The organism is Sphingomonas donggukensis, assembly GCF_023674425.1.
In the GTDB taxonomy this organism is placed as follows: Bacteria; Pseudomonadota; Alphaproteobacteria; order Sphingomonadales; family Sphingomonadaceae; genus Sphingomonas; species Sphingomonas donggukensis.
Genome location: NZ_CP098401.1, coordinates 2,192,336 through 2,217,895 on the forward strand (window position 1 = coordinate 2,192,336; position 25,560 = coordinate 2,217,895).

Annotated in this window: 22 protein-coding genes; 15 read left to right on the plus strand and 7 right to left on the minus strand. The window is 60.7% G+C overall.

Features of this window, described 5'->3' with window-relative positions; all coding sequences use genetic code 11:
• Positions 1 to 100: 100 nt before the first annotated feature.
• The 3 genes from M9980_RS10790 to M9980_RS10800 are packed head-to-tail and all read left to right on the plus strand — an operon-like array spanning position 101 to position 7,041.
• Positions 101 to 376, plus strand: coding sequence for an ArsR/SmtB family transcription factor (locus M9980_RS10790; protein ID WP_250750562.1), 276 nt, complete (start codon positions 101 to 103; stop codon positions 374 to 376).
• Positions 377 to 397: 21 nt separating this feature from the next.
• On the plus strand, positions 398 to 3,787 hold the full coding sequence (locus M9980_RS10795; protein ID WP_250750564.1) for a helicase-related protein: 3,390 nt from the start codon (positions 398 to 400) through the stop codon (positions 3,785 to 3,787).
• Positions 3,784 to 7,041 (plus strand): Eco57I restriction-modification methylase domain-containing protein, encoded by a 3,258-nt coding sequence (locus M9980_RS10800; RefSeq protein ID WP_250750567.1) that lies wholly within the window; start codon positions 3,784 to 3,786, stop codon positions 7,039 to 7,041. Before M9980_RS10795 ends, M9980_RS10800 begins: the two co-directional genes overlap by 4 nt.
• 2 nt (positions 7,042 to 7,043) lie before the next feature.
• Here the strand turns inward: M9980_RS10800 and M9980_RS10805 are convergent, their stop codons facing one another.
• From M9980_RS10805 to M9980_RS10815, 3 genes are all read right to left on the minus strand, one after another.
• Positions 7,044 to 8,153 (minus strand): hypothetical protein, encoded by a 1,110-nt coding sequence (locus M9980_RS10805; RefSeq protein ID WP_250750569.1) that lies wholly within the window; start codon positions 8,151 to 8,153, stop codon positions 7,044 to 7,046.
• A 75-nt stretch (positions 8,154 to 8,228) separates the two neighbouring features.
• Entirely contained in the window at positions 8,229 to 9,680 is a 1,452-nt protein-coding gene (locus M9980_RS10810) for an argonaute/piwi family protein (protein WP_250750570.1), read from the minus strand.
• On the minus strand, positions 9,677 to 11,026 hold the full coding sequence (locus M9980_RS10815; RefSeq protein WP_250750571.1) for a DUF4365 domain-containing protein: 1,350 nt from the start codon (positions 11,024 to 11,026) through the stop codon (positions 9,677 to 9,679). Before M9980_RS10815 ends, M9980_RS10810 begins: the two co-directional genes overlap by 4 nt.
• Positions 11,027 to 11,113: 87 nt before the next feature.
• Here M9980_RS10815 and M9980_RS14310 point away from each other — a divergent pair, with 87 nt between their 5' ends.
• The 3 genes from M9980_RS14310 to M9980_RS10830 all read left to right on the plus strand — a co-directional run bounded on the left by M9980_RS14310 (position 11,114) and on the right by M9980_RS10830 (position 12,110).
• On the plus strand, positions 11,114 to 11,539 hold the full coding sequence (locus tag M9980_RS14310) for a hypothetical protein (protein ID WP_422921360.1): 426 nt from the start codon (positions 11,114 to 11,116) through the stop codon (positions 11,537 to 11,539).
• A gap of 10 nt (positions 11,540 to 11,549) precedes the next feature.
• On the plus strand, positions 11,550 to 11,750 hold the full coding sequence (locus tag M9980_RS10825; RefSeq protein WP_250750572.1) for a DUF5818 domain-containing protein: 201 nt from the start codon (positions 11,550 to 11,552) through the stop codon (positions 11,748 to 11,750).
• Between the two features lie 255 nt (positions 11,751 to 12,005).
• Positions 12,006 to 12,110 carry a hypothetical protein gene (locus M9980_RS10830; RefSeq protein ID WP_250754893.1) on the plus strand — a complete coding sequence of 35 codons (105 nt, stop codon included), beginning with the start codon at positions 12,006 to 12,008 and terminating at the stop codon, positions 12,108 to 12,110.
• 33 nt (positions 12,111 to 12,143) lie between these two features.
• Here M9980_RS10830 and M9980_RS10835 read toward each other — a convergent pair whose 3' ends face one another.
• Both M9980_RS10835 and M9980_RS10840 read right to left on the minus strand, forming a co-directional pair.
• Positions 12,144 to 13,499: a nucleotide-binding domain-containing protein gene (locus tag M9980_RS10835; RefSeq protein WP_250750573.1), complete on the minus strand. Its 1,356-nt coding sequence runs from the start codon at positions 13,497 to 13,499 to the stop codon at positions 12,144 to 12,146.
• 2 nt (positions 13,500 to 13,501) lie between these two features.
• A complete protein-coding gene (locus M9980_RS10840) occupies positions 13,502 to 14,569 on the minus strand; it encodes an SAVED domain-containing protein (protein WP_250750574.1) in 1,068 nt (355 codons plus the stop codon).
• Between the two features lie 326 nt (positions 14,570 to 14,895).
• On the opposite strand from M9980_RS10840, the gene M9980_RS10845 reads away from it, so the two are divergent.
• On the plus strand, positions 14,896 to 15,708 hold the full coding sequence (locus M9980_RS10845) for an RES family NAD+ phosphorylase (protein ID WP_250750575.1): 813 nt from the start codon (positions 14,896 to 14,898) through the stop codon (positions 15,706 to 15,708).
• Between the two features lie 21 nt (positions 15,709 to 15,729).
• On the opposite strand, the gene M9980_RS10850 is transcribed toward M9980_RS10845, so the two are convergent.
• Entirely contained in the window at positions 15,730 to 15,984 is a 255-nt protein-coding gene (locus M9980_RS10850) for a DUF6582 domain-containing protein (protein WP_250750577.1), read from the minus strand.
• A gap of 139 nt (positions 15,985 to 16,123) precedes the next feature.
• On the opposite strand from M9980_RS10850, the gene M9980_RS10855 reads away from it, so the two are divergent.
• Positions 16,124 to 16,858 (plus strand): hypothetical protein, encoded by a 735-nt coding sequence (locus tag M9980_RS10855; protein WP_250750579.1) that lies wholly within the window; start codon positions 16,124 to 16,126, stop codon positions 16,856 to 16,858.
• Here the strand turns inward: M9980_RS10855 and M9980_RS10860 are convergent.
• The gene (locus M9980_RS10860) at positions 16,813 to 18,039 is read right to left on the minus strand and encodes a hypothetical protein (RefSeq protein ID WP_250750588.1); all 1,227 of its coding nucleotides are present in this window, start codon (positions 18,037 to 18,039) and stop codon (positions 16,813 to 16,815) included. The two genes, M9980_RS10855 and M9980_RS10860, sit on opposite strands and share 46 nt — an antisense overlap.
• A gap of 221 nt (positions 18,040 to 18,260) precedes the next feature.
• On the opposite strand from M9980_RS10860, the gene M9980_RS10865 reads away from it, so the two are divergent.
• The 7 genes from M9980_RS10865 (at position 18,261) to M9980_RS10895 (ending at position 25,323) form a co-directional block, all read left to right on the plus strand.
• Positions 18,261 to 18,755, plus strand: coding sequence for a hypothetical protein (locus M9980_RS10865; RefSeq protein ID WP_250750591.1), 495 nt, complete (start codon positions 18,261 to 18,263; stop codon positions 18,753 to 18,755).
• Positions 18,752 to 19,132, plus strand: a complete 381-nt coding sequence (locus M9980_RS10870; protein ID WP_250750592.1) for a hypothetical protein — start codon at positions 18,752 to 18,754, stop codon at positions 19,130 to 19,132. The genes M9980_RS10865 and M9980_RS10870 overlap by 4 nt, the downstream gene beginning before the upstream one ends.
• A 313-nt stretch (positions 19,133 to 19,445) precedes the next feature.
• Positions 19,446 to 19,688: a hypothetical protein gene (locus tag M9980_RS10875; protein ID WP_250750594.1), complete on the plus strand. Its 243-nt coding sequence runs from the start codon at positions 19,446 to 19,448 to the stop codon at positions 19,686 to 19,688.
• A gap of 80 nt (positions 19,689 to 19,768) precedes the next feature.
• A complete protein-coding gene (locus tag M9980_RS10880) occupies positions 19,769 to 21,985 on the plus strand; it encodes a transposase family protein (protein WP_250750596.1) in 2,217 nt (738 codons plus the stop codon).
• Positions 21,982 to 22,887, plus strand: coding sequence for a TniB family NTP-binding protein (locus M9980_RS10885; RefSeq protein ID WP_250750598.1), 906 nt, complete (start codon positions 21,982 to 21,984; stop codon positions 22,885 to 22,887). The genes M9980_RS10880 and M9980_RS10885 overlap by 4 nt, the downstream gene beginning before the upstream one ends.
• Positions 22,884 to 24,764: a hypothetical protein gene (locus M9980_RS10890; protein WP_250750600.1), complete on the plus strand. Its 1,881-nt coding sequence runs from the start codon at positions 22,884 to 22,886 to the stop codon at positions 24,762 to 24,764. The genes M9980_RS10885 and M9980_RS10890 overlap by 4 nt, the downstream gene beginning before the upstream one ends.
• Before the next feature lie 85 nt (positions 24,765 to 24,849).
• Positions 24,850 to 25,323, plus strand: a complete 474-nt coding sequence (locus tag M9980_RS10895; RefSeq protein WP_250750602.1) for a hypothetical protein — start codon at positions 24,850 to 24,852, stop codon at positions 25,321 to 25,323.
• Positions 25,324 to 25,560 lie beyond the last annotated feature (237 nt).

Below are 25,560 nucleotides of genomic sequence, written 5' to 3' on the forward strand. Positions count from 1 at the left end.
GAAATTTACAACGATATTTCAACGATAGTCGCAGGATGAAAAGGATGAACAGGATTTCACCAATTTCATTTGCATTTATCAACCATACGACTATTGTCGAATGATGCGACAATCACTCGCCATCCAGACCCTCTCGGCACTCGCTCACGATACCCGTTTGAACGTCTACCGGCTTCTTGCCGGGTTGAGTCCGGACGGTATGTCCGCTGGCGACATCGCCGCGAAACTGAAGATCCCTCCCACGTCGCTGTCCAACCATCTGGGTATTCTTGCTCGGGCCGGGGTAGTGACGCACGAACGTAAGGGGAGATTGATCATCTATCGGGCGCGTCCGGATCGGGTGGTAGCGCTTTCGCGATTATTGGCAGAGGGTTGAAGTTCGCCACGCTCCGAAAGATTGGGACAGATCGCCCAAGGCGAAATCAGGAACAGTAAAATGCCTAGGGTCTTCGATAACATCTCCGACCGACTTCTCGACGCTCTTGACCTCACATTGCAGGGTGCCACCTCCGCTGATTTCTGCGTGGGCTATTTCAACCTACGAGGATGGCAGCGGCTTGATGCCCGCGTTGAGCCATGGAATGGCGGCGACGGTGCCCAATGCCGTCTGTTGGTCGGCATGCAGAAGGCGCCCCAAGATGAACTACGCGCCCTGTTGAGCCTGCATGGCGAAGACGGCCTGCTCGACAATCAGGCTGCTCTGCGCCTACGCAAGAAACTCGCTGAGGACTTCCGCGCTCAGCTTACGATCGGCGTGCCGACGTCGGCCGACGAGGCGGCACTTCAAAGGCTTGCACGTCAGATTCGCGACCGAAAACTGGTAGTGAAGCTGTTCTTGCGACACACGCTTCACGCCAAGCTCTATCTTGTGAACCGGCCCGACCAGATCACTCCGCGCGTCGGCTACGTGGGCAGCAGCAACCTGACTATGTCGGGTCTCGCCGCGCAGGGAGAGCTCAACATCGACGTGCTCGACCACGATGCCACCACCAAGCTATCCGGCTGGTTCGACGATAGGTGGAACGACCGCTGGTGCATCGACATCTCGGACGAGTTGGCTACCATCATCGAGACCAGCTGGGCGAGATCAGAGATCGTGCCGCCCTACCTAATCTACCTAAAAATGGCCTACCACCTCTCGCAGGAAGCTCGCGCGGGGCTTGCCAGCTTCCAGATCCCGCCCGACCTTCGCGAGCGGATTTTGGATTTCCAAGCAGCGGCGGTGCGCATCGCTGCACACCATCTCAACAAGCGCGGCGGGGTGATGCTGGGCGACGTCGTCGGCCTCGGCAAAACACTGATGGCGACTGCACTCGCGCGCGTCTTCGAAGACGACTTCGGCTACGAAACGCTTATTCTGTGCCCGGTCAACCTCGTGAAGATGTGGGACGATTATAGGCAGCGCTACGGCCTTCGCGCCACCATCGTGCCACACTCCCAAGTCCAGAGCAGGCTCCCCGAACTACGCCGTCATAGACTGGTCATCGTCGACGAGAGTCACAACCTCCGCAACCGCGAGGGCATCCGCTATCGCGCAATTCAGGAATACATCTCGGAGAATGACAGCAAGGTGATCTTGCTGTCCGCAACGCCCTACAACAAGACGTTTCTGGACCTCTCCAGTCAGCTACGGCTTTTCATCGACAGCGATGAACCCTTGGCCATCCGGCCTGAAGCCCTGTTGCGCGAAATCGGCGAATCCAATTTTCTCCTTGCCCACCAGTGCCCGGTGAACTCCATCGCAGCGTTCGAAAAGAGCTCGCATGCCGACGACTGGCGTGAACTCATGCGCTACTATCTTGTCCGGCGCACACGGAGTTTTATCCAAGAGAATTACGCTGCTCTAGATCCTGAAAACGGACGGCGGTTTCTCACCCTTTCCGGCGGGGTTCGCTCCTACTTCCCGCAACGGGTTCCGCGCACGTTGACGTTCGCAATCGACGACGGGGACCCCGCCGATCAATACGGCCAGCTATACGCTGCCGCAGTCGTGTCGGACATCAATTCTCTTCAACTGCCACGCTACGGTCTCGGAAACTACGAGCACCGTAAGCCCCATACGATCCCCTCCCCCGACGAACGACGGATTCTCGATGACCTTTCTCGCGGTGGCCGGAGGCTTATGGGATTCTGCCGCACCAATCTGTTCAAGCGACTTGAGAGTGGCGGACATACCTTTATCCAGTCCCTGGATCGGCACGTGCTACGCAACTTCATCGTGTTACATGCCCTCCAAAATGGATTACCGCTTCCAATCGGAACGCAAGATCAGGCAATGCTCGAGACGGACGAGGACCTGGAAGCAGCTGACCTCCTTGACGGCGTTCACGCTGCGGAACATGTCGGCAGCATAGACCTTTACCGGGAGCGTGCCGCAAGCGCGTATCAAGCGTATTCAACTCGTTACAGTCGCCGCTTCAAATGGGTTGGATCGCACCTTTTTAGCCCACAGCTCGCCCGCGATCTGGAGAGCGATGCCAATAAATTGATCACCATCCTCGACCGGGCGGGCGGCTGGGATCCAGAACGCGACTCCAAGCTCGACGCTCTCGTTGATCTACTGCAGGGTAAGCACGCCGGCGAGAAGGTGATCATCTTCTCGCAGTTCGCGGACACAGCCAATTACGTCGCATCCGCCCTAAAGCAACGCGGCCTCGATCGCGTCGCTGCTGTAACGGGCAATTCAGAAGATCCCACCTCCTTGGCTTGGCGGTTCAGTCCCGTTAGCAACGACAAGCGAGAACTCGTATCGCCGCAAGAGGAGTTGCGAGTACTCGTGGCAACCGATGTCCTTTCCGAGGGGCACAACCTTCAGGATGCCGCAGTCGTAGTGAATTTCGACATCCCGTGGGCGATCATTCGATTGATTCAGCGCGCAGGCCGCGTCGATCGTATCGGGCAACAGGCCGAAGACGTGATCTGTTACACCTTCCTTCCTGCGGACGGTGTGGAGCGGATCATCGGACTGCGTCAGCGCGTTACCGCCCGGCTCCACGAGAACAAGGAGGTTATCGGGACTGATGAGAGCTTCTTCGACGGCGAAGATCAAGGCGTGCTTATCGACCTATACAATGAGCGAGCCGGCATCCTGGATCCGGACGAAACGACGGAGGTCGATCTCTCTTCTTACGCCTATCAGATCTGGAAAAACGCCATTGATGCTGATCCGCAGCTCGAGAAGCGGGTCGCAGAACTTCCCAACGTAGTATTCTCGACCAAAGCGCACGAGCCAGGACCGTTCACGCCTGAAGGCGCGCTCGTCTATTTGCGAACCGCCGAAGACACAGACGTGCTCGCCTGGATCGACCGCAACGGAAACCCCGTGACCGAGTCTCAATTTGCCATCCTCAGAGCGGCAGAGTGCAACTCCCTTACCCCTGGACTGCCGCGCTTGCCGGAACATCACGAAATTGTCGCGCAAGGGGTCACAACCATCGTAGCCCAAGAGCGCCAGGCGGGTGGTCAGCTTGGGCGCCCGTCTAGCGCACGATACCGGGCATACGAGAAACTTAAGAATTTCCTCGATCAGAATGCTGGATCACTATTCGACACCACCGAGCGACGGCGTGCCCTGGATGAGATTTACCGCTTCCCTCTCAGGGAAAGCGCACGCAACCTGCTCAACAGGCAGCTAAAGGCCGGCATCACCGGGGAGGAGCTCGCTTCGCTAATGACGAGCTTGCGCGAAGAGGAACGACTTTGCGTAATCGAAGACGTTGACGGCGAGGACAATGAACCCAGGATCATCTGCTCCTTGGGCTTAACTGCGCACGGGGGGAACGCATGAGGATCGACCGGGGCAGAGCGCGCGGGCATCTCGAACGAGGGGAGTTTCAGCATCTTTTCGTTGAGGAGCTCGGCTGGGATCGCGCGCGGGAAACGCACCGCATCCCTATCGGCGATGACCTAATTGTCGCAAACGCTGTTGCCGACAAGCGCAGCTTCAAGGTTTTCGTCGTGCAGTCGCCGGCATCCGCCGGCATGCTAGCGATCGCCGATCGTCGGCTCGTGCGCGACCGCTTGGCTCCCCATGCGCGCGAGAATCTGGTGATCTTCGTCTCAGCAGATCACCAATCACAAATCTGGCAGTGGACGCGACGCGAAATTGGGCGACCCTTAGCCCTGCGGGAATACACCTTCATCGCGGGCCAGACCGGAGAGTCCCTGCTCCAGCGCCTCGATCACCTTATTGTCGATCTCGACGAAGAAGAAGAGATCACCATCCTCGACGTCGCGGATCGGGCCCGACTGGCGTTCGATGCGGAGCGCCCATCGCGTCGTTTCTACGACCGGTTCAAGACGGAGCACGATGCGTTCCTGGCGCGGATCGGCGGGATCGCCAGTGACGACGATCGGAGCTGGTATGCGTCCGTGATGCTGAACCGGCTGATGTTCGTCTATTTCATTCAGCAGAAGGGATTCCTCGACGGCGATCGCAATTATCTACGTAACCGATTGCAGCGCATCCAAGCCGCCGAAGGTCCCGATCAATTCCACCGCTTCTATCGGCAATTCCTTCTTCGCCTCTTCTTCGATGGTCTCGGCGGACAGGAAGCCGACCGGTCGACGGAGGTGGCCAATCTGCTCGGCCGGGTGCCATACTTGAACGGCGGCATGTTCGTGGAGCACTTCCTCGAACAGACACATGACATCGAAATTTCGGATGCCGCCTTTGTAGCTATTCTCGACTTCTTCGACGAATTTGACTGGCACCTCGATGATCGACCCGTGCGCACGGACAACGAGATCAACCCGGATGTGCTCGGCTACATTTTTGAGCGTTACATCAACAACAAGCAGATGGGCGCCTACTACACCAAGGAGGACGTGACCGAGTATATCGGCCGCTCTACGGTAATCCCGCGCCTGCTCGACATGGTGGCGAAACAGGTCCCCAATGCATTTTCGGGCGAGGATGCGGTCTGGACGCACCTGCGCAACGACCCCGGCCGCTACATCTTCCCATCACTAAAGGTCGGCGCGGAACATGATCTGCCGGCCAATATCACCCAGACTTCGGCCGCAGCCGACGGCGAAGTTCCGGAGAACCTGGGCTTACCTCGCGAGACTTGGCGAGGGTTCATCGATCGCAAGGGTCGTCACGAGCAGCTTCACACCGCGTTGGCTGGGGGCGAGGTTTCTTCCCCCGACGCCATGGTCAGCATGAACCTCGACATCCGCCAATTCGCGCAGGACGTGATCGACCGCGCCGACGACCCAAGCCTGATCGACGCTTTCTATCGTTCGCTGTCCGAGATCAGTGTGCTCGATCCCACCTGCGGTTCGGGCGCATTCTTGTTCGCCGTCCTCAACCTGCTGGAGCCTATTTACGAAGCCACGCTCGATCGGATGGCTGTTTTCCTAGACGAGGCAACGCGCACTGGCTGGGTGTGGAATGGTGCATTGCGCACTCGTTTCGAGACTATCGTTGCGGAAGCCGCGAGCCATCGGAACCGCAAATATTTCGTGTTCCGCTCGATTGTCGTGAACAATCTCTTCGGCGTCGACATCATGGAAGAGGCGGTCGAGATCTGCAAACTGCGCCTGTTCCTCAAGCTGGCAAGCCAGCTTGAGGAACAGGCTGACATCGAGCCGCTCCCCGACATCGATTTCAATGTTCGCGCAGGCAACGCCCTTATAGGCTACACCGATCATCCGCGAGCAAGTGGCCGGGGCCTGGACCTAGCGGCTACCCAAGACGAGCTCGAGCGACAGGTGGCCGGGCTCAGTGGCGGACACGCCCGATATCGCCAGATTCAGTTCGGAGACCGCAGCGAAGCTGGAGCGCTGAAGCGCCAACTCATCGCCGATCAGGAGCAACTCGACGCCACGCTGAACCGCTCGCTCGGCGAGAGATACAGCGCTCGCACTGAATCCGCCCTTTCCCAATGGGCCGGATCGCACCAGCCCTTCCACTGGTGGGCGGCCTACTACGAGCAGATGGAGCGCGGCGGCTTTGATGTGATCGTAGGCAATCCTCCCTATATCTCGAGCACCAAGGTTCGGCGGGAATACACCGTGCTCGATCTTGAGACCGAACGCGCCGGGGACATCTACGCGTGGGTGATGGAGCGTTCGGCCAGCCTACTGGCTGAGGGCGGCAGGTCTGGTATGATCGTGCCCCTCAGCCTCAGTTTCAGTTCACGCTTTACGTCCTTACGCGAGGTGCTCACGCGTTCTTACGCCGTGAACTGGTATTCCTCGTTTGGCCGAATTCCCGCAGCGCTGTTTGCACACGACGTGCGCGTTCGAAACACTATCCACGTTGGCCGCAAGGCCACAAGCGGCGAGAGGACCAGGCAAAATCTAACTGGACGACTGCACCGGTGGTTCGAGCAGGAGCGTCCATTTCTCTTCGAAACGCTGGCGTTCACGCAATTCCAGCCGAGCGCCTGGGCTGGCCTCGTGCCCAAAGTCCACACCCCTGCGCTGGTAGCCATGTTCGAGGGAGAGCGGGGCCGCCAAATTCCGCGCACCCCGACTGTTGAGGAGTTGACCCGGCGAACCGGGACACACGTGCTGCACTTCAAGAAATCAGCCTACAACTGGCTGAACTTCTGCCGAGAATTGCCGCCATGCTATGATCGCGACGGGACTTTGATCCCCCACACGAAGTTCGGGACAGTCCCTTTCGCCACGCGAGAGGACCGTGACCTGGCGTTTCTAATGCTCAACGGCAAGTGGGAATTCGCATATTGGTATATGATCGGCGATGACTTCGACGTAACCATAGGAATGTTTGAAGGCCTTCCGCTCCCTTTACCACGCCTATCTCCCGATCAGCGGCAGGAGCTTTTAAGTATCGCCGAAGAACTTGAGACCGCGATGCGAAACGCGGTCTCGTTCAAGCTGAACGCTGGTAAGAGGGTCGGCAATTTTAATCTTGCACGATGCCGTCACATTACCGACCGAAGCGACATTATCTTTGGAGAGGCGTTCGGTTGGATGGACGCATGGGCTGATGTCGAACTCCTTTATGCGCAGGCGGTAAAAACCAGCTATGCCGACGCGGAAGATGATGCTGGGGAAGACGGCGATTAAATCTAATAATCATGTCCCTCATGCTGAACGGCGGAAATAATCATTCTCCAGTCGAACCTGTATCCTTCACCGGCGCGAAAATACTTGCTGGGGGACTGTCGCTGAAGCAAACCCAATTTGTTCCATAACTTCGCTTCATCCCGAAAGAAGTGAGGTTTGACAGCACCGGCTGGCCGAGGAGGTATGATGCCGTGCTTGACAAGCTCGGCGTCGATCGCAGCCAGATAAGCATCGGACGTCTTTATCTTTCGCGGCGCCATGTCACGCGTCTGGGCCTCGACCCAAAGAATAAGCTCCAAATGATTTCCATCGACAAGAACTCGCTTAGCGAGAAGCATATTGAACGCATCGCTTTCTGGCCCGTAGATTTTCCCTACCTGCAGTAGCTCCAATCCTGTCGACGTTAGCGAGCCGTCGGCGCCTATCAGGCCACAATGCCGCATCGCATATTTAGCGTTGAGCCGCTCAGGGGACTCCGCGCTGCCTGGACTCTTTTTGCGCCATTGGCCTTCCCAATTTTTTGCCTTGCCCTTCAAGACCGTCGATATCCAAAAAGAGTGGAAGTTCTGATCGAATGACCGACCGGGCTTGGCATCGAGAACCTTCAAGAGTGCGAACAAATCATAATTTGAAAGGTCTCGCCAATATGCCCAGAAGGTGCCGCGCCGCCTCACCCGAGGTGCGGGCGCGGGACCCACTCGGGCGGTCAAAGCTCTTCGAATGGAAAGATCGCAAACGTCCGGACCATAGGACATAAGAACGACCGGCTGTTGCGACAGTTCGCTTTGAAATACGTTTTCAATATACTCGGCGATGGCAAACCCGTCGTGGGATCGCTCTGGCAAAACTAAGCCCGCAAACTCAAAATCTTGAAGGTAGGTCAGCATCTGACCGACGCCGGTGACATACTCGCGCTTTGATTGGTTTGGCGGCTTGAACTCAAGGGCCAATGTTGCGCCGGTGTTAGGATCTTCGAACGCGATGTCCGGCTGCGGCCAATCGGCAATTCCTTGCCACAAGATGCACTTGTTTGAGAGGCGAGGAGTCGCCCACTGCGCTGCACTACTCGTGCGGAGTGCGCGTAACAGCTCCGCTGACACTTTCTGCGCCATGGAGTTATGCTCAAGCCCCACTTATAATCCCCCCACCAATCGTCGACGTCGCCACCACGGACCACATGCGTCCGCCTACATATAAAAACTGTAACGTGGCGCGATCTCTTGCTCATCACCCACGTATTTAAGAACCTCCCCGACGTGCTTCGCCGCCGCGATGGTTATCGGGAGGCCATTGTCGAACTGAGTGTTGTTCCAGTTCATCTTGGTCAACGCCAGCATCTCCTCCGCGATGTGCTGTAGCGGCTGCCCGAGCGCCTGGCATCGGAGCATCAGCGGTCGCGGCACATACATGCCCGGATACGTTCGGAAAAACTCGACGCTTCCGCGTGTGTAAAGCAGCGCCTGGTCCTTATCGAAACGCACGAGGCTGCCGCGCAGGGGTGGATATACCCCCATGCGATACAGGCGCGTCATCGATTTCTGGACCCACACGAAGTCAGCATAGTCGATGTCCCGCTCGTCAACGGCCTTGTGGAAACCGTCCAGCTCGTTTCGATCGAACTTTGACGTTTTGTGCAACACGACCCGCGCCGGCCAGTGGCCATGTTGATCCTTGAACACCCGGAGCGAGTTGCGCAGCAGTTCGTATGCATCCTCAGCGGTCAGATGAGGCTTCCGGTCTTCTTCGCTCTCGACCATCCGGCCGCCCCGTAAGATCAGCCCTTCCCCACGCTCATCGAACATCTGTGCTGTGCTCGTATGGACGTGCTCACCATCCAGCGAACGGTAAAAGCTCAATCCAACGTATGAGGTCCGCAGCTGCCTGGCATCGCGGGCAAGCCGCCACGGAAGTCCCCCCGCCTTGTAATAGATCGCGGTCAAGAGGTTCCAAGCGATGGTAGCGGGATCCTGCGTTCGTCGGTCGCTGCTCTCCTTCAACTTCCGGGGGATCTTGAACGAGGGATCGAACGTCGTCGGCCAGAGCAGCTGGATGGGAAGTCGAAGCCGCATGCAGGCTGATTTGAGCATTCCACGAAAGTCGAGGTCCGAGCCCGCCTCTTTAACATCGGATTCTTCGCCGCCGGCGGCATCACGCGCATTGTAGGTCCGCTGGATGATCTCAATCGGAAGGGCCACGAGCACCACGTCAGGCTTCGAGCTTCGCTCCGAGAGGGCCGCGATCTCGTTGGCGATCGTCTCCACCACAGCCCGGGTCATTTCACGCTGGCCCGGAACTGCGACCAAGCGCGCAATCTCCCTTGGCGGCAACACGCGCTGCAATTCATCGGACGTGACGAACTCACATCGGAAGGTTTGCTCAAACCCCACGCCAGGGAACTGCGGAAATAGATTGGGCTGCCGGCTCTCTTTCGCCGGGAACCCCGTCGCACACGTCTCGATCCACCGCGCGACGCCTTCGACAGTCTCGGCGCTGCCAACGATTCCGAGCCTGATCCGCTTCGGAACGCCATCCATACCGTAATCCAGCGGGCCGTAATCCATCAGTCCGAACCGGATATCTGGATGACGCATGCCTCCGCCGAACTCGAGCGGCGGCTCCTTCAGATGCAACAGCTTCATTCTGCGAGGTCCTCAACGGTCTCGCCCGCAAGCGCGAGCTCAAACAAGGGAGACGTTGGGTCTGACTCATGCGATTTCCAAAGGTCGTCGGGCACGCCCACATCCAGATGGAGCGCGTCGACGTTCTCAAAGGAGACAAAGGGATACGCTGCACGCAACAGGTCGCCTCGACCATGAGTGACCAGGAAATCGCGCCACATTACGAACTGCCCCATGACGGCTGCGTTGTTCTCGATCTCCTTGATCTTCTTCAGCCTCTCGCCGCCCCAACCATCCGGCTCACGGCCGTCGTGCGTGAAATGATAGGTTGGCGTCACCTCTAGGAACCACTTGCTCCCCAGGCGCACGAAGCGATGCAAGAAGGCCGAATGGCGCCAGTAGGATGGCTTGTTGGGGTCCTTTTTCTTCTTCCCATACTGCCCGACAACGCGGCGCGTGGTCGTATTTTGCAGGCTGCGATACGCGTAGTTCAGGTTTTCTCTGTCCCGAGGCTTGCGGAAATAGAAGACGCCTGAGTCTCGATCTCGGTAAAGTTGCGGCCTGACGAACTCGCCGATGGCTCGGTTCAATAGCTCCACAAAGTCTCGCTGCCGGTCCTCGTCGTCGCTGTCCGACCATTCATCGACGTCGAACTCCTCCATCGCCTCCGCTTCGCAGAGCTGATTCCAAGGCCACCGATCGAGGTCGTGGAATGAAAGCACGGACTTGCCGCGCACGATCCATTCAGAACCCGCCTCTCGATCAAGCTCGCGCAATGCCGCTCCAAAGGTCTTGTTCGTCGCATGGCGCGTGGGTGCCCAATAGAGCGTTTCCCCAAATTCAACGCCGACAAGGTTAGTGAGCAGCTCTTCGTCAATACGAACGCTAGGACCAGACGCGCCTGGTCTCGCTGCAGCCGCCACGGAAACGATGCCCGCCTTTGCCTCCGCTGTGAACTCGTCTGAAAACTTGTCAAATACGACCTTGCGCGCCTTCACTCGCTCGGGATCGGCGAACCACTCCTTCAACGATTTCCAGTAGGCTTTGCCTTCTTTGAGCCATACGAAGATTAGCAGCACAGGCGCTGTCCCTTGCGTCCAATAGGCAATGTCCGCCTCGGAGCATGGAAACTCAAAACTCGTCTCGGTATCGCCTTGGAGCCGATCGCGTTCGCTCGCTTTACCCTGGACCTGAAGGAGGAGGTTGCTCACCTCGCCTGTGTTCGTGTCACGCAGCTCAATATAGCCGTCGATGCCTGCTTCCACGCCGCCTGTCGGATAGAACATGAACCCCATGGCGTTCACCACGCCCTGAATGTGCGCCATGCCCCGTTGTCCGATGATGTCGCTGCGGCCAATTTTCTTCATGCTCTCTCCAGGGGAGTAGCATAGTGTTCGCGATTGGTTCTACGCTAGCGCTAAGTGATGGCGCCGAAGAGAGGCTCCGAATTCATAATGCTGCTTATTCTACTAGCCGCCCAGATCATCCCCGCCGGCGAAATCTTCCGGTGCACCCCCACGCGCGTGTGGGACGGTGATGGCCCTGTCTGGTGCGCTGAAGGCCCACGCCTTCGTATCGCCGGCATCGCCGCCCGCGAGGCCAATGGCACCTGCCGATCAAACCAGCCATGCCCAAGCGCAACCGCAGAGCAAGCCAGGGACGCGCTTGTCGCTGTCGTAGGCACAAGGCGTGGAGTGGCGCGTGAAGGCCACATCCTGGTCAACGGTCCCACGATGACCTGCCGATCCGACGGTGGCGCGCGCGGCAGCCGCACGGCCGCTTGGTGCACCTCCCCTCGGTCTGGCGATGTGTCCTGCGCGATGGTCCAGTCGCGCACAGTACTTGTCTGGCAGCGCTACTGGCGCGACCATCGCTGCTGATTGCCCCTAGATGCCCATTGGAACGCGCCACGAGGTCACCGGTCTGCTGCTCGGGCAGCGCGGCGGCTTCGTCCTCGATGCCGAAGGCGGGGGGACTTGGCGGCTTGAGGTCAGCCGAAAGGCGCGGCACCTGCTGGGACAGCGGGTGACGGTCGTCGGGGTTCGCGACGCCTTCGACCTGCTGGTCGTAGAGACCATCACCAAGGCTTAGCACGTTAAGGAATCACCTCGCGAAAAACGCATCGAACGCGACCGTCCTCGACGTCCGCCGAGAAACGCCCATAAATCAGTCAGCTTGATGACGATTGAATGTCCCTATGACCAGCTACGCCGATGGCAGCCGCTATCGCCTAAGGCCGAGACCATCAGGGGGGGCACCGCTAGGAACTTGGACGGCTGCACCGCGCCATCAGGGAGTTGCCAGGTTTGAATGCGAGAGCCCCTCGTGCTGCACACCGTCGGAGGGATGAGTCAGGCCCAGACCGCTAGTGTGCGGTCGATCACGGAAAAGGCGGTGGAGACCCGCCTGCGGCCGGCCCGCATCAAGCCAAATGAGATGCTCGCGCGGTGATGGCCGTGATCGCCCAAAGGGCTCGACGCGGGGCTAGCGGCGGCCCCGGAAAATACCGCCGACGATTTTCACGATGATTGAGGAACTCGCCACCGTGACGCCATTCCGCACGACGTTGCAGGTCATGCGGTGGGTGCCTTTGTAGGCCGTGCTTGTCCACCATTCGGGATCGTCGCCGGACGCCTCTCCTGACCACTCGAGTTGCTTTGCCTGCTGGGCCTCGTCGCCCTTATTGGTGACCTCGTAACGCACCGAAAAAGGCTGGGGCACGTTCGTATCCTCGACGAAGAACCGCAATCCAAGGTTCTTGGGCACGACCTGCCCGCGATAGCGCCCGATTATGCGACCGCGTTCGCTCTTCGCGAGATCGCAACCCATCCGGACCCAGTAACCGCTGAGACCCGTGTCGGCCTTAACCAGCGACGCCTCCTCCAGCACCTCCTTCCCCGCCCAGAAAGCATGGTTGAAGATCCAGTCCCAGGCAGAGCGGGCCTTGTCACGCGTGCAATCCGCATCGAACAGAACGGACAGCTTCGGCATGTTCGCCGTCAGCTTCTCCTGCATCAGAGTGACCTGGTTCAGATACTCTGCCTTGCCGGTCAGTTCACGGGCGCCTCCATTCGGGTGGTAGACACGGCAGCTCGACCGAAGCCGCGCCTCTATGGCCGCGAGCGTGTTGTAGAGTGCGACATCGTCACGTTGCGCGTCGGCGCGATAGCATTCGACCACCAGTGTGGAGGCAATCATGCCCCCAGGCAGGTTCCACGAAGTGCGCGACCGGCAGAACCACTTCACCAGCCGCACAATGCGACGGAGTTGGTTCACCCTGACCGCCGGCGGATTGCCCCAGGCGTCGGCCTTGGGCGACTTGTCGTCGACGGCCTTCATGAACCAGCTCGTCACCTCGGCGGGCTCACGCTCGACCCAGTCAGTGCTGGCGTGCTCGTGCTTCTCCACCTGGAAGATGCTCGTCGACCGGCGGTAGACGGCAAAATCGAGGTGATAGCCGTCAGCATACCACACGGTCACGGCGTTCGTGCGAGCCTCTGGATCGTGGAGGAAGTTGGTGCCGCGCTTGCACAGCGCGTCGCGCACCCGCTGACGAGCCGCGAGCGCGCCGGATGGCAGATCGCCCTCATCGAACACCAGCGCAACGTCGATGTCGTGGTTGCTCTCGCCTGCCGGGTCGTTGATCACGGTCCCCATGGCGTAGCCGCCCTGGTTGCGCCAGTTCTTGAAGCTCGCCTTGCCGAGATCCGCAAGGCCGTTGCGGATCCTATCGAGGTTCGTGTCCCGCACCTCGGCCAGTCGCTTCTCCGAATCTGAGTCCAACTTCACGTGCTTGTCATGGAAGGTCAGCAGGTCCGCCGACAGATCATACATCGCCATTCTCAGTTCCTGACAATCTGCCCGAGGCCCGGCGCAGCGTTGATCTCGACGCCCCAGGGATAGGGCTTCGCGGCATTGAGGTCATAGGCATAAACGCGGACGGGGGGATGAAGCGTCCTGCTCACCATCCGCCCAAGAGCAATACCGACCGACATGGGCGCAGCGCAGAAAACGTGGACGTGCGCACCTGCGGCGAGTGAACGCGTGCCATCAAGCGCAGCACGGAACTGCCGCGCCAGCTCCGCAACCTGTCCCTCATGGGTGACGCAGTCGAGGACCGGCGCGGAGACCGCCACGCGCACGACCGAGCCCACCCCAGGCGTGCTTGCCACGATCTGTGCGGCGTCAATGGAGTAGCTCACCTCTACCGCTATTGCGACATCCGCACCCGACCCCACACTTTCGGTGCGGGTAGATACGCCGAGGTCAGGTCCGGCGCCCGGCGGAAGCGGAACCCAGCAGTGATCATGCCGGTGCCACTCGAAACTGCGCAGGCGAGTCCAACTCGCCAGCTGGTGACCGGCAAGAATCTGGAACGGCGCCTGGACGATGCCGCAATATCCCAATTCGGCGGTTGGATTGACCCCGAGCAGGGCGACGACCTGTTCCGGTAAGCGTAGCTGCTTCGCTAGCGCGCCCTCGAGCGACGGCGGCGTCGAGGCAAGTTCAAGGCTAAGATCGACGGTGAGATGCTGAAGGTCCCGGCGCGCGTGGCCGGCAGGCAGCTCGTTCGCCAGTAGGTCGCGCACCGCCGGTGCGAAGCCCACATGCTTGATCGCTAGAAACGTCCCGACACTTGAGGCTCGCCCGTCGAACACGCGGATGAGAGCGCGTTCCAAACGGCTCTGGCCAAAGAACGCCACGATTAGTAACAGCGTGCCAACCGCGATCATCAGTCCGCCAGCCCAAGGCGGTGCGTTGAGGTAGAGGTCCAGATCGAAACGCCGGTTCAGCGCTGCAAGGATGGCATCCTTAAAGCCGGGCGACACGATGCCGGCGCCCGCGATGGCGAGCACACCGCCGATACCGCCCAGCGCCACGCGGCTCTTTTTATCTCCGTCGTCAGTCATCCAGCCCCCCAGCGTTGGGGGCACCGTGCCAGCCACGCGGAGCCAATGGTATGGCGCGTCGGCGAGGCACGCAACCGTCCGGTCTGCCGACGAAAGCGCACCGACGGCTCTGGACCCTGACACGATGTCAAGCCCCACCTGAGACGCATGGTCCGGTTTCGGTGAGGGTTAGGGCAGGTCCACCCGTAGAAGACAGCAACAACGACAGCGTTGAAGTGAGTGAGGAACAGAAGGGGCGCTAGGCGTCGGAACATGCGGTCGCGCAAGATGAGAAATCGACCTGACCCAAACTTGCCCAAGGGGCTCAAGGCACCCATGATCGTCATATGCCTTTCGCCGACCAGAACGCCTTTCAACGGTTCAACCGATCGGTGCGGCGGGACTTCCGCTACGCGCACACGCCCGAGCAGGCCGACTTCCTCACAGCGGTCGAAGAGAGCAGCCCTCGCCGGGTAGTCGAACTCAAAAAGGACGCTGTCCTCTATCGCGCCCAGCTCGGCCACGACTGGCGAGAGGTTGAGATCGCCCCCGAAGAATTTGAACGCGTGGAATGCGCTTATCCTGCGGAGCGGATGAAACCCGTCCCCGACAAGGTCGGGGATGGCCGCGTCAACGCGAAGGGCATTTTGTGCCTTTACCTGGCCACCAAGGAGATCACCGCCGCGCTGGAAGTTCGCCCCCTGATTGGCTCCTACATCTCGATGGGAGCTTTCACGCTGAACCGCGACGTCCGGATCGTGGATTGCTCTGACAAGCTGGTAGAGATGTTCTTCCGCTTCAAGGAGGGTGATTGGACGCCGGAAGAAATCGAGAAGCAGGTCTGGACCGATATAAACGTGGCGTTCTCCGAGCCGACCGAGCGCGCCGATGGCGCGCTGGACTATGTGCCTACGCAGATTATTGCGGAGGTGCTCAAGCGGCAGGGCTATGACGGCATTGGCTACAAGAGCAGCTTCGGCGAAGCCGGATTCAACGTCGCCCTTTTCGATATCGACGATGCGACACTGCGACGGTGCGGTCTGCACCGCGTGAAGGACGTAACGATCACGCTTCAGATGGCAGACAATGACTATTTTATTCGGGATGACCGAACGCCAGACCCGGTGATCACCGACGACGGACCATCAGAACCCGAATAACCTGACACTAGGTCGAAGCGTCTAGTCCGTGCCGATTTCGCGCCAGCTCTTCTCCGACACTTCGATGTCGAACTTCTTCGCAGCCGCCTTGATCCGCTTCCAGGCTGCATCCCGCTCATCGTCGGTGACGTCCTTCACCTGGTTGAAGCGGGCGATCGCATTCCGCACATGGCTTGCGTTCTCGAGCGGTTCCTTCCGCTGCTTCGGAAACGCGAAATCGCCCTTCTCGAGTTCGTCCCGGTCTTCTGCGCTGAGTTCGGCCATCATCACCTCCATCGGTAGGAAGGTGATCAAACGCTCGCTGCGGGCGATTGGGCCAACGGCGAGCCCTGCTAGCCGTGCAAACGTGGTTTCCAAGGAGTTCGGGGGAGCTGACGGTCTGACGGGAGACGGTGTCATCGCAACTACGATGAGAATGAAAATGCCTTCCGGCGAGATATCACGGATCAGCCCCGACAAACGTTCGGAGGTGCTCCGTCGGGCTGAGATCGTGCGGCGCTATTGCGCGATCAAAAGCCCGACCGAAGAGGACGACCGAAACTTCGCGGCCGAGTTGGGCTTGTCAACCGACAGCCTCTTCCGGCTCGCCGCCGCCTGGCGTCGTCATGGCGACATCGACGCCCTGCAGGGCGCGCGCGTGCGCTTAACTGACACTGACAGGACACTCGCGTTGGAAGTGGCGCGAGGCGAGCTCGACATGTCCGGTGTGACCCCGTCGCGGAGAGCGGAAACGCTCCGTCGCATCGACGTCATCCGTCGCTACTTGGAGATCCCAACCCCATCTCGCGCCGATCGATTAGCGTCGGCGAAGGCGATGGACCTGACGCCTGAACGTTTCACGAGGGTTCTCCGTGCCTGGCTGTTACACAGGTCACCAGAGGCGATCCCTGGGGCCACGGTGCCTCGCCGCCAATGGCGGAAGAAATTGAAGAAGCGCGAGAGGCTTCAGCAGCTCCTCGATCTGGCAATCACCAGCGCAGGGGCCAGCGCCAGCGTCGTGCGCATTCGCGAGCTATTCGAAGAGTATTGCCGTGATGACGGGCTGGAGCCGCCTTCGCAGGGCACAATCTACAAATGGGTTCGGCAGCTTCGGTCGAAATCGGCTCAATCATCGCTTGAGACCGCAAAATCGCCTTTTAGCGGGGCATAGAGAGGGAGGTCATACATCAGCGGTTCGAGTTCGACCAATTCGCGCAGGCGCGAAAGCACTCGCTTAAGTGCTGCTCCTTGATCCTCCGGTCGCGCCGCCCCAGCCGCCAACCCCAATCGTTTCGCGTTGTGCGCCTCGATCGCATCTTCGATCATCCACAGATTCGAGACATCCAACGAAGGTAGAGCCGCCTCTCGTCCAGTCCGATAACTGACGTTACCCTCGCGCTTACCAACGCCGAGCCATATGCGGCCCAGCCTGTTGCCGAGATTTCGAATTACAGCGCGGCCATAGTGGCGTTCTGACGTCGAACTTGGTGGGGCGGCAATCTGCATTCGTTGCGCGATAAGCGCTCTCCCCTCGGTATCATCAGGATCGAATCGAATATCCATCTCAGGCCCGTCGGCGCAGACGTCCAGGTGATCGATATCCAGTTCAGCGACGCCGCCGAGTGCATCCTCAGCGGCGTGGATCGCACCTAAGGCCAATGACCTGTCCGTAGCCACGGAAGCGCCCAGCACCACACCCGTGCCTTCGTCGATCACAGCGTAGAGCCTCAGGCGCAGACCCTCGGGATCGAGCAGGTCCAAACCAGCGCTGTCGATTATGATCTTACACCCGAAGCGCCCCGGCGGGGACTCTCGGCGGGCGGCTTCGATCAGTTTGATCAGTGTCGCAGGGGAGGGCATCTCACCGCCCTCTGCCAACATCATGGTTCGAATTGCCCCGGCGCTCAGGCCATGGTTCTCGTTGGTGAGCGCCAACGCCCGCTGCTTGATCCGATCACGCTGAGAGTCGCTGATACCGGACGCGCGATTGAGGGAGTCCGCCGCATGAATTCCAAGCGAAGCTAGGTGGGGCGACTCCTTCCAAGCCGCCAGCAATCCGTAAAGGCGTGAGGGCTGCACGCCTGCGATTGCCGCAGCGTCCTTTACGCTCGCTATCCCCGCCTCGGCAGTCACCGGCGCCGTGATCGCCAAGATTGCCTTCAACCGCTGCGCCAACCGTAGGCGCTTCTCGGGCGACAGGCTCGCGAGAACGAGTTCGTCTTGCCTAGGCAGTCCGTCCGGCCACACCCGCAATAGCAGGTCATCCAATTCCGAACCGACCGACTTCATTAGCTTTCCAATTTCTGCGTCCACTTCGTGGACGCACATACAGCATCGCTCTTCCAGTTCCACTAAAATGATAAAACCGTTTGACAATGACCATACGCACCACCATTATCAGTCACACAAATGTTGTAAGGAAGTTTGATGCTTCGGTTTAGGTTTCTGACTTCGGGTTTCTGGCGGCTTGCGCCGAAGGTCGGACCGGCCCTACCGCCCCGTTCGGCCAGTAGGCTTCAGTGCCGTGATCGACGGGACGCTGGTTACCATTGCCGCAGCCGGGTCTGTCACTGATGGGTTTCGTCGCAACCCACTGGCGTGCCACAAAAGTCCGGGCTGAGCTGGGTGACCGCGTGCTCCCCGTGGTCGGGACTCCGGTTTCGCAGGTCGTAATGCGCTCGCCGCGTCCCGATCATTTCCACGATCCCGAGGAACCCGCGCTGCGCAGCAGGATCCGGAAGATCGTTCGCGACGCCGACATCGACGGTGACAAGCTCGTCCCGATGGCGACCATGTTCCGCGCCGAAGGGGGCGGTCCGTTGCGAACTTTCAACGGCGGCTTGGCCCATGAGAATGGCTGGATCCCGAGCCGCAAGGCGCGTCGGCTCCTCCATTGGGAAGGCGAAGCGCAGAGGGCGTTGGTCGTGCGCTGCGAGAGCGACTTCGCCGTCGATCAGGTCGCAACAGAAAGCGTAGGCCTTACGATCCCTTTCGTGGTGGCTTCGTCGACTATACCACCGACGTTGAGACCGTCGGCCCCGACGGAGCGACAACGCTGTGGGAAGTGAAGCGCGACGAGCGAGACTTAGCGGACCCCGACTTCCGCCTCCTCCTCGCCATGGTCGCCGAAATCCTCCGTCGTTGCGACATCGGCTTCGGCGTCATCTTCCGTGACGAGATCTTCCAGGACCGCATTCATCGCGCGAATGCAGAACTGTTCGCCGCCCGGGCTTTTGCAACGGTGGAGCTGAAACATCTCCACCGCTTGGAGAACCATTTCATCGGCAACGGTCCAATTTCGACGCTCGGCGCTCTCGCTGAAGCACTTGAGCCTACCTCGACCAACGCCGGCCGCGCGCTGGTTCAGGCCCTGACCATCCGCCGCCGGGTCGAGATCGATCTCACCCAGCGGATCGGTCCCCACACGCCGCTTACGATCTACTGAAAGGAGAACGCCCAAATGCCCCGACCCCCGATTCGCTCGCCACACCCGCCGCCGCGTCGCCGCAGTCGCCGCAGTCGCCCGACTCTACGCCGTATCCCCGTTGGGCGTCTCGGCCTAACCGGCCCCCGCGTCCACGCCCTCATCCGCGCCAACGGAGAAGTCTTTGGCTTAGTCGTCGAGCGCTCCGCCTCGGCTTTCTCGATCCACTAGGGCACCAGCCCACACCAACTGAACCATCGATCAGACTTGCAGACCGAGGCCGCATGACGCGGCTCTTCGGACGAGTTCCTACGCCTAAAACAACGGAGAAATCATGACTTTCTACAGAATCGCCCCCGGTGCCGTTAGCGAGCCTGACGGGTTGCTGAGCCCCACTCCCCAAAACAGCGTCGGGCGACTGCCCACCAAATCGGCCCGCCGTCGCTCGAACGATACGCGGCGGCGGCACTTCGACAGGCGCCTCGACGGCAGGATGGTGGAAGACGCCTTCCTGATTGAAGCCGGCCGCGCATGGCTCGACGCTTACTTTCCAACCGACCGCGTCCCGAGCGCCTAGCGCGGACCAGCGCCCGGCACGCTCTCAGCACGCACCGTGCTCCCCCTCGCGACCTCGCTCGATCCCATCAAGGAGTAACCATGAGTTACAACAAGTTTGCGCCCGGCACGCTCATCTACATCGACGGCGCGGAGTTCCGAGCGGAAGGCTACAGCAAGGGCCGCATCGGCCTCATCAATACCGTGACCGGTGCCAGCTACCTGTGCCGCGACAAGGACGGAGAGTTCGGCCTGCTCACCGACGACGAGTTCGACAGCTTGCTCGAAGGCGGTCGGCTTAAGATCGTTAGCCCCCGCACCACCGATCGCGTTCGCCTTCAAAATGAGGTGTCGCAAATCTCCCTCGCGCAGGCGAGCAAGGCGGATCCCGGCATCGAGAAGATGATCGAGCAGTGCCGTCTGCTTGACGATTTGGGCGTACCCAATGGCGACAAAGCGATCCTGCGGGCCCTGGCGAAACGGTGGGACGCGGAAATGATCGCAAAGCACGGTCCGCACGACCCGCCGCGCACGATCCGGTATTGGCGCAGCAAGCGAGGGCGCCCGGGGAACCGGCATCCCCGCGACATGGTGAGGCTCAACCGCGTCGCGGTTGCGCGGCGTTCACCCAACAACGCAAACCGCCAAGTGCTCTGGAAGCATGCGATCGAGGGGTGGACCGTCAAGGCGCTGCCCAAGCATGTCCACGCTTCCTACGCGGCAGAGATTCGCCAGATCAACGAGGGCCGGCACCCGCTCTTTCCAAAGCCTGAAGAACCTTACAAGACCGTTTCCCAGCGCACGGTCCGCCGCGCATACGATTGGCTCGAATCCAGCGCCACTGTGGCCACGAAGGATGGCAAGGCGGCCGTCGAGCAGGACTGGAGGGGGGCCGGCCGCTCGCTCACCGCCGATTTCGCCTTCCACAGGGTCATCATCGACCACACCCGGCTCAACGCGTTCGCCGTCGACGACGAATTCGAGATCGTGCTCGGCCGTCCGTGGCTGACCTTGGCAATCGACGTGCGGACGCGCGCCATCGTCGCCTCGCTGATCAGCTTCACGTCGCCATGCTCTTGGACGGTCGGTGAGATCCTGCGCCGGATGGCTCTCCCCAAGCGCCCTCCGTCCGAGATGGCGGAGCGATACCCGGTCCTTCGAAAGATTCGAGGCAAGCCGACGGAGATCGTCGTCGACAACGCGGCGGAGTTCCGCAGCCATACGATGGAGGCCGCAGCGCGGGGCGCCGGCATCGGCGTTCGCTTCTGCCCGATCAAGGCTCCACGCTACCGTGCTGTTGGCGAGCGCGCCATGGGCACCATCAACCGCGAGATTTGCGGCCTGCTCCCCGGCCGGGTGCTTCCCCCGCACGACGCGCGCCGATTCTCCCACAATCCCGAGGACGAGGCCTGCGTTTTGATGCGTGACCTCGAGGCCGTCGCGAACATGGCGATCGCAATCTACCATACCGAGCCCCACTCCGGCATCGGCGACCGCCAACCCGCTCTCATGATCGAACATGAGATGAACAGGCACGGCATCACCAACTTCGCAGACCTCGACTCCTTTCGCATCGACACGATGAAGATCGCGGAGGACGCGCAGGTAACGCCGAGCGGCATACGTGCGTTCGGCATGCGGTATCACAACATCCTGGCGGTGCCGTCATTGCTCGACGACCTCGTGCCGCTGGAAGGCCGCCGACAGCGACGCGACGATTCCACGGCGACCGTCGATTTCCGCTACGATCCGATGGATATCGGCCGCATCCATGTTTGGAACCGTCGAAGCCGAAAGTTCGTCGAGCTCACGTGCTCGGACGAGCGGTATGCCGATGGGATGCCCGAATGGTTCCACATGCAAATCGGGGCCAAGGCTAAGCAGGACAAAGAGGCCTTCAATACGGAGGACGAGCGTCTGGCCGCCAGATCCCGAATGATCCAGGCTATCCGCGACATCAGTCTAACCGCAAAGAAGAAGTCCCGCGAGAACCTGGCCAGGCTGCTGGAAATCCGGCACCACCGCGAGATCGTCGGCAACATCGTCGAGCTGAGCACGATCGAGCCGGAACCCGTTTCGATCGACGAATTCATCGCATGCGACCGCGCCGCCCTGACGTCGCTCGACCAGGAGATCCTCTCCAGCAGGCCGGTGGCCAGGGAGCGGAAGTCCCACGCGAACATGCGCGGACGCCATGCCGAACGTGAGGCCCGGGACCCCCGCGACGCCGGTCAGCCCCGCCCCGAGCCGACGCCCCCCGAGCCCGGCCAAGCCCGGCGCCGTCCCCGTGTCAAAGCCGCACGAGGAGGTTTCGAATGACTGAGAAAGCCAGTGAGAGGGCCGCGCGCATCGGCGCGGCCCGAGCCGAGTTCGACGGCATCGTCGTCGACTATCCGCCCACGACCGCCGCAATCGAGACGATCGAGGAGCTGCGCGTCGCGACGCGGCTGCGCCCCGCCAGCACGCCTTGTGGCGGGATCCTGCTCAACGCCCCCATCGGCACCGGCAAAACCTCGACGGTGCGGCAGGCGGCTACCTATGCCGCAAGCACCGCCCCCGAGGGGAACACGCCGATCCTGCTCGTGGAAATGCCCACGGCCGGATCGACCGACTCGGTGCCGTCCGCCATCCTTGGGGCATTGGGCCACGCCCGCCCGGACCTCGGCAAGCCGGCGGCGCGGTGGCTCCGCGCTGTCGCGGATATGCGAGCCCGGGGCGTCGAGATCCTCGTCTTTGACGAGTTCAATCGCGCCAATCGCCGCCCCACGATGAGCCGACCGATCGCCACCAGCATCCGCGAGCACATCATGGATGCCGGTGTCGCCGCCGTGGTCTTCGTCGGAACCGCCGACGCAGCCGTTGTCCTCGACCAGTGCCCCGAGTTGCTCGACCGCCTCGAGGGCGAGATCGACCTCAGCCCGCTCGAATGGTGCGATGAGGAAGACCGCGAGCTCTTCACGGATTTCGTAAAGGACATCGATCAGGCACTGGTCGACAAGCGACTCCTGGATGAACACTCCGGCCTAGGGAAGGCGAAGGTCGCACAACGGCTGTGCGAGGCGTCGAGAGGCCGGCTGCGCCCCCTCATGCGGATCGTGCGGGGAGCTATGGCAATCGCGATGAAACGGGACGGCACCTCGATCAGCGTGGCTGATCTCCACGACGCCACTGAGGACTACGCAAAGCGCTTCCGCATGATCGAACGGAACCCTTTCGCATGAGCGTCGTCGACCAGATGCCGCCGAAGGCGCCTTGGCGCGTCAGCACCGTCCGCCCGCCCCTGCCGGGCGAGTCGGCGGATGGGCTCGTCGCCCGCGTGGCGGCCGGCGAGTTCGCCAACCGCACGTTCGAGATCACTTCCATGGCTGGCGCGGATTTCACCCATCGCGCTGCAGTCTCGCGGCAAGACGCACGCGGCATCTCTATTGTCGCTGATTGCCTCCGCGTCGATCCTGAGGATTTAGCGCAACGCTGTGCCGTGGTGCAGGGCGGACCCCAACGGACCCGACGAAATGCGTTCTTCGGAACGTCGATCGACGCGCTTCACGTGGTGACGACGGTGCGTCGGTTCGCGCCCGCTTCACTCGTCATTTCTGAACACCACCGCGCGCTGTGGATGCTTCGCCCACTTCCGTTCTGTGAGGAGACCTGGCAGTTCTTGGCGCAGAATTGCCCGAATCCGCATTGCGGCTTTACCCAACGCTGGCAGCTCACCAACGGGGTTGGCCTCTGTGATTCCTGCGGAGAACCTCTCACGCGCGCCCAAGCCGAAGTCGTGCCGCATGCCCTGCGCACGAACCTGGGCCACGCCGTTGGCCTCGTGCATCCGGATCCGGAGCGTCGCAGCCAATCACTGGGGCTGCTTCCCCCAGAGATCTCCAAGTTGCCACTCGGAAATCTGTTCGACCTAATGTGCGCCTTGGCTGGCGTGTTCGATCCGGAAGTGCGTTTTAAGAGCTCGAGGCGCGCAATAGACCCTAACGCCCCTCATCCACTTGTCGCGGCGGCGATGGCGGGCGCCTGGTCCGTGCTGTCTACATGGCCTGAAGGTTTCGAGCGGCTTGCCGGGGACCGCCTTGCAACGCGGGTTGGAAGATTCGGAGACGGTAATTCTGGAGCTACCCTCGACTTCTTGCTCACACCCTCGCGCACCAAACTCGCGCCGGACGTGGCAAGTGTCATTGAGCAGATGCGGGAGCGGCTCAGCGGCAATGCCACTGACGGCTATCACGTTCGTGTCGCAGCCGCCCGCACCGGCAGCACCGCTAGCGCAATGGCCGCCGCCCGACGGCGCGGCGAAGTGCCCACGGTGTTCCACCTGAATGGCCGCAGAGTGTTGCCCCTGATCGAGCGCACTGCAATCGATGCTATGACTTCGATGGTTCGGACTCCGCACCGGTATGCAGCCGCGCATCTCGGCGTCACCTTTCGTGCCGTGGAGGAGTTGATCCTCTGCGGCCTGCTTGAAGCGGGCGGACAACCGCTCAGTCGCTCAACCATGGAGACTGTGACGCAGGCGTCGTTGAAGAGGCTGACGGACGATATCCGAGGCGCGGCTGGCCCCGCGCGGAAAGACGCCATTCCGATGCGGCATGCGATGCGGAGCGTGGGTGGCCGCCTCAAGCCCTGGGCCGCTGCCATTCAAGCGATGCTCGCTGGCTCGCTGAAGTTTCAAATGGACGACACCGAAGGTCCGCTGATGAATCGAGTTGCGGTGCCGCCCGACTATGTGAACCTTATCATCAGCTTGGCCGATATTGCCGATGACGCCGCTCGGCCGTTCGCAACGATGATGTCGAAGGGCGACGCCGCAGACGCGCTCAACCTTATGCCGCGTCAATACGAGACGGTGCTTCAAAAATGGCCTTCTTCGAATGGGTGGGAACGCACCGTTCCCGTGGCTGCCGTCGAAAACATGCTTCGAATTTTCGCGTCGGCCTCAGAAATCGCCCATCGGCTCAGCATTCCAGCCGCCGCAGTCCGCCGCCGGATGAGGGAACAGGGCGTAGCTCGCTTGTCGGACGCGGGTTATGACCGCGCAGCTTTCGATGCGATCTATGGACCTCGGCTCGGCAGCACTTCTAAAACAGACGACTAGCGTGATGGTCCGCAGCTCTCGGCTCGACAATCCACCGTGGATCGCATCAGCATTTCATTAAGATGGGCACGACTACCCTAGTGCCGTGAACAGCTACCTCTGCCCAGATTGGCTAAAGTGCCGCAAGGTCACAGACCTCGAATATGCCAGATGGCTGGAAGCACAAACTTCAAGCATCTGGGCTCGCGAACTGGACTGCGGCAAAGGCACTTTCGCGACGAAGGTCGAACTCAAGCAGACCTTACATCGCGCGGCTCATGCCAGCACGGGTTTTGACCCCTATACGGGCGCCCGCTTTTTCGTGAAGCATATGCGCACCGGCTGGATCGACAGCCAGGCGCACCTCAAGGGCAACAGGCACTACCAGAGTCTTCGCAGATGCATGCCCTCGTTTGATCACGTTCGAGGCCTCGGCCACAAGGCATATGAACTCTGCACCCGGGAAACCAACAGCGCCAAGAGCTTCATGTCTCCGGCTCAGTTCATCGATCTATGCCACCGAGTGGCTCGGCACCGCAGCGTCAACCCGTCACTAGAGCAGGTCTCCGCACGCCAGTAGGCAGATGCGGCTCTCGCTCTGCGCGCACCAGAATCAGAACGCAAAAGGGTGCAGTGTCTTATCAGCCGCGAGCATCTCCACTGGACTATCGAGATGCCAGCTAACCTACTGATATTGAACGATCGGGCAATGACCTGTCCAAAAAGCGCGAGTTCGGGCAATGTCTTTGGCATCGGGCAACCTCCCCCTTTTGTCACTACGAGGGGACTGCGGGCAAAGTCTCCTGACAAGGGACAT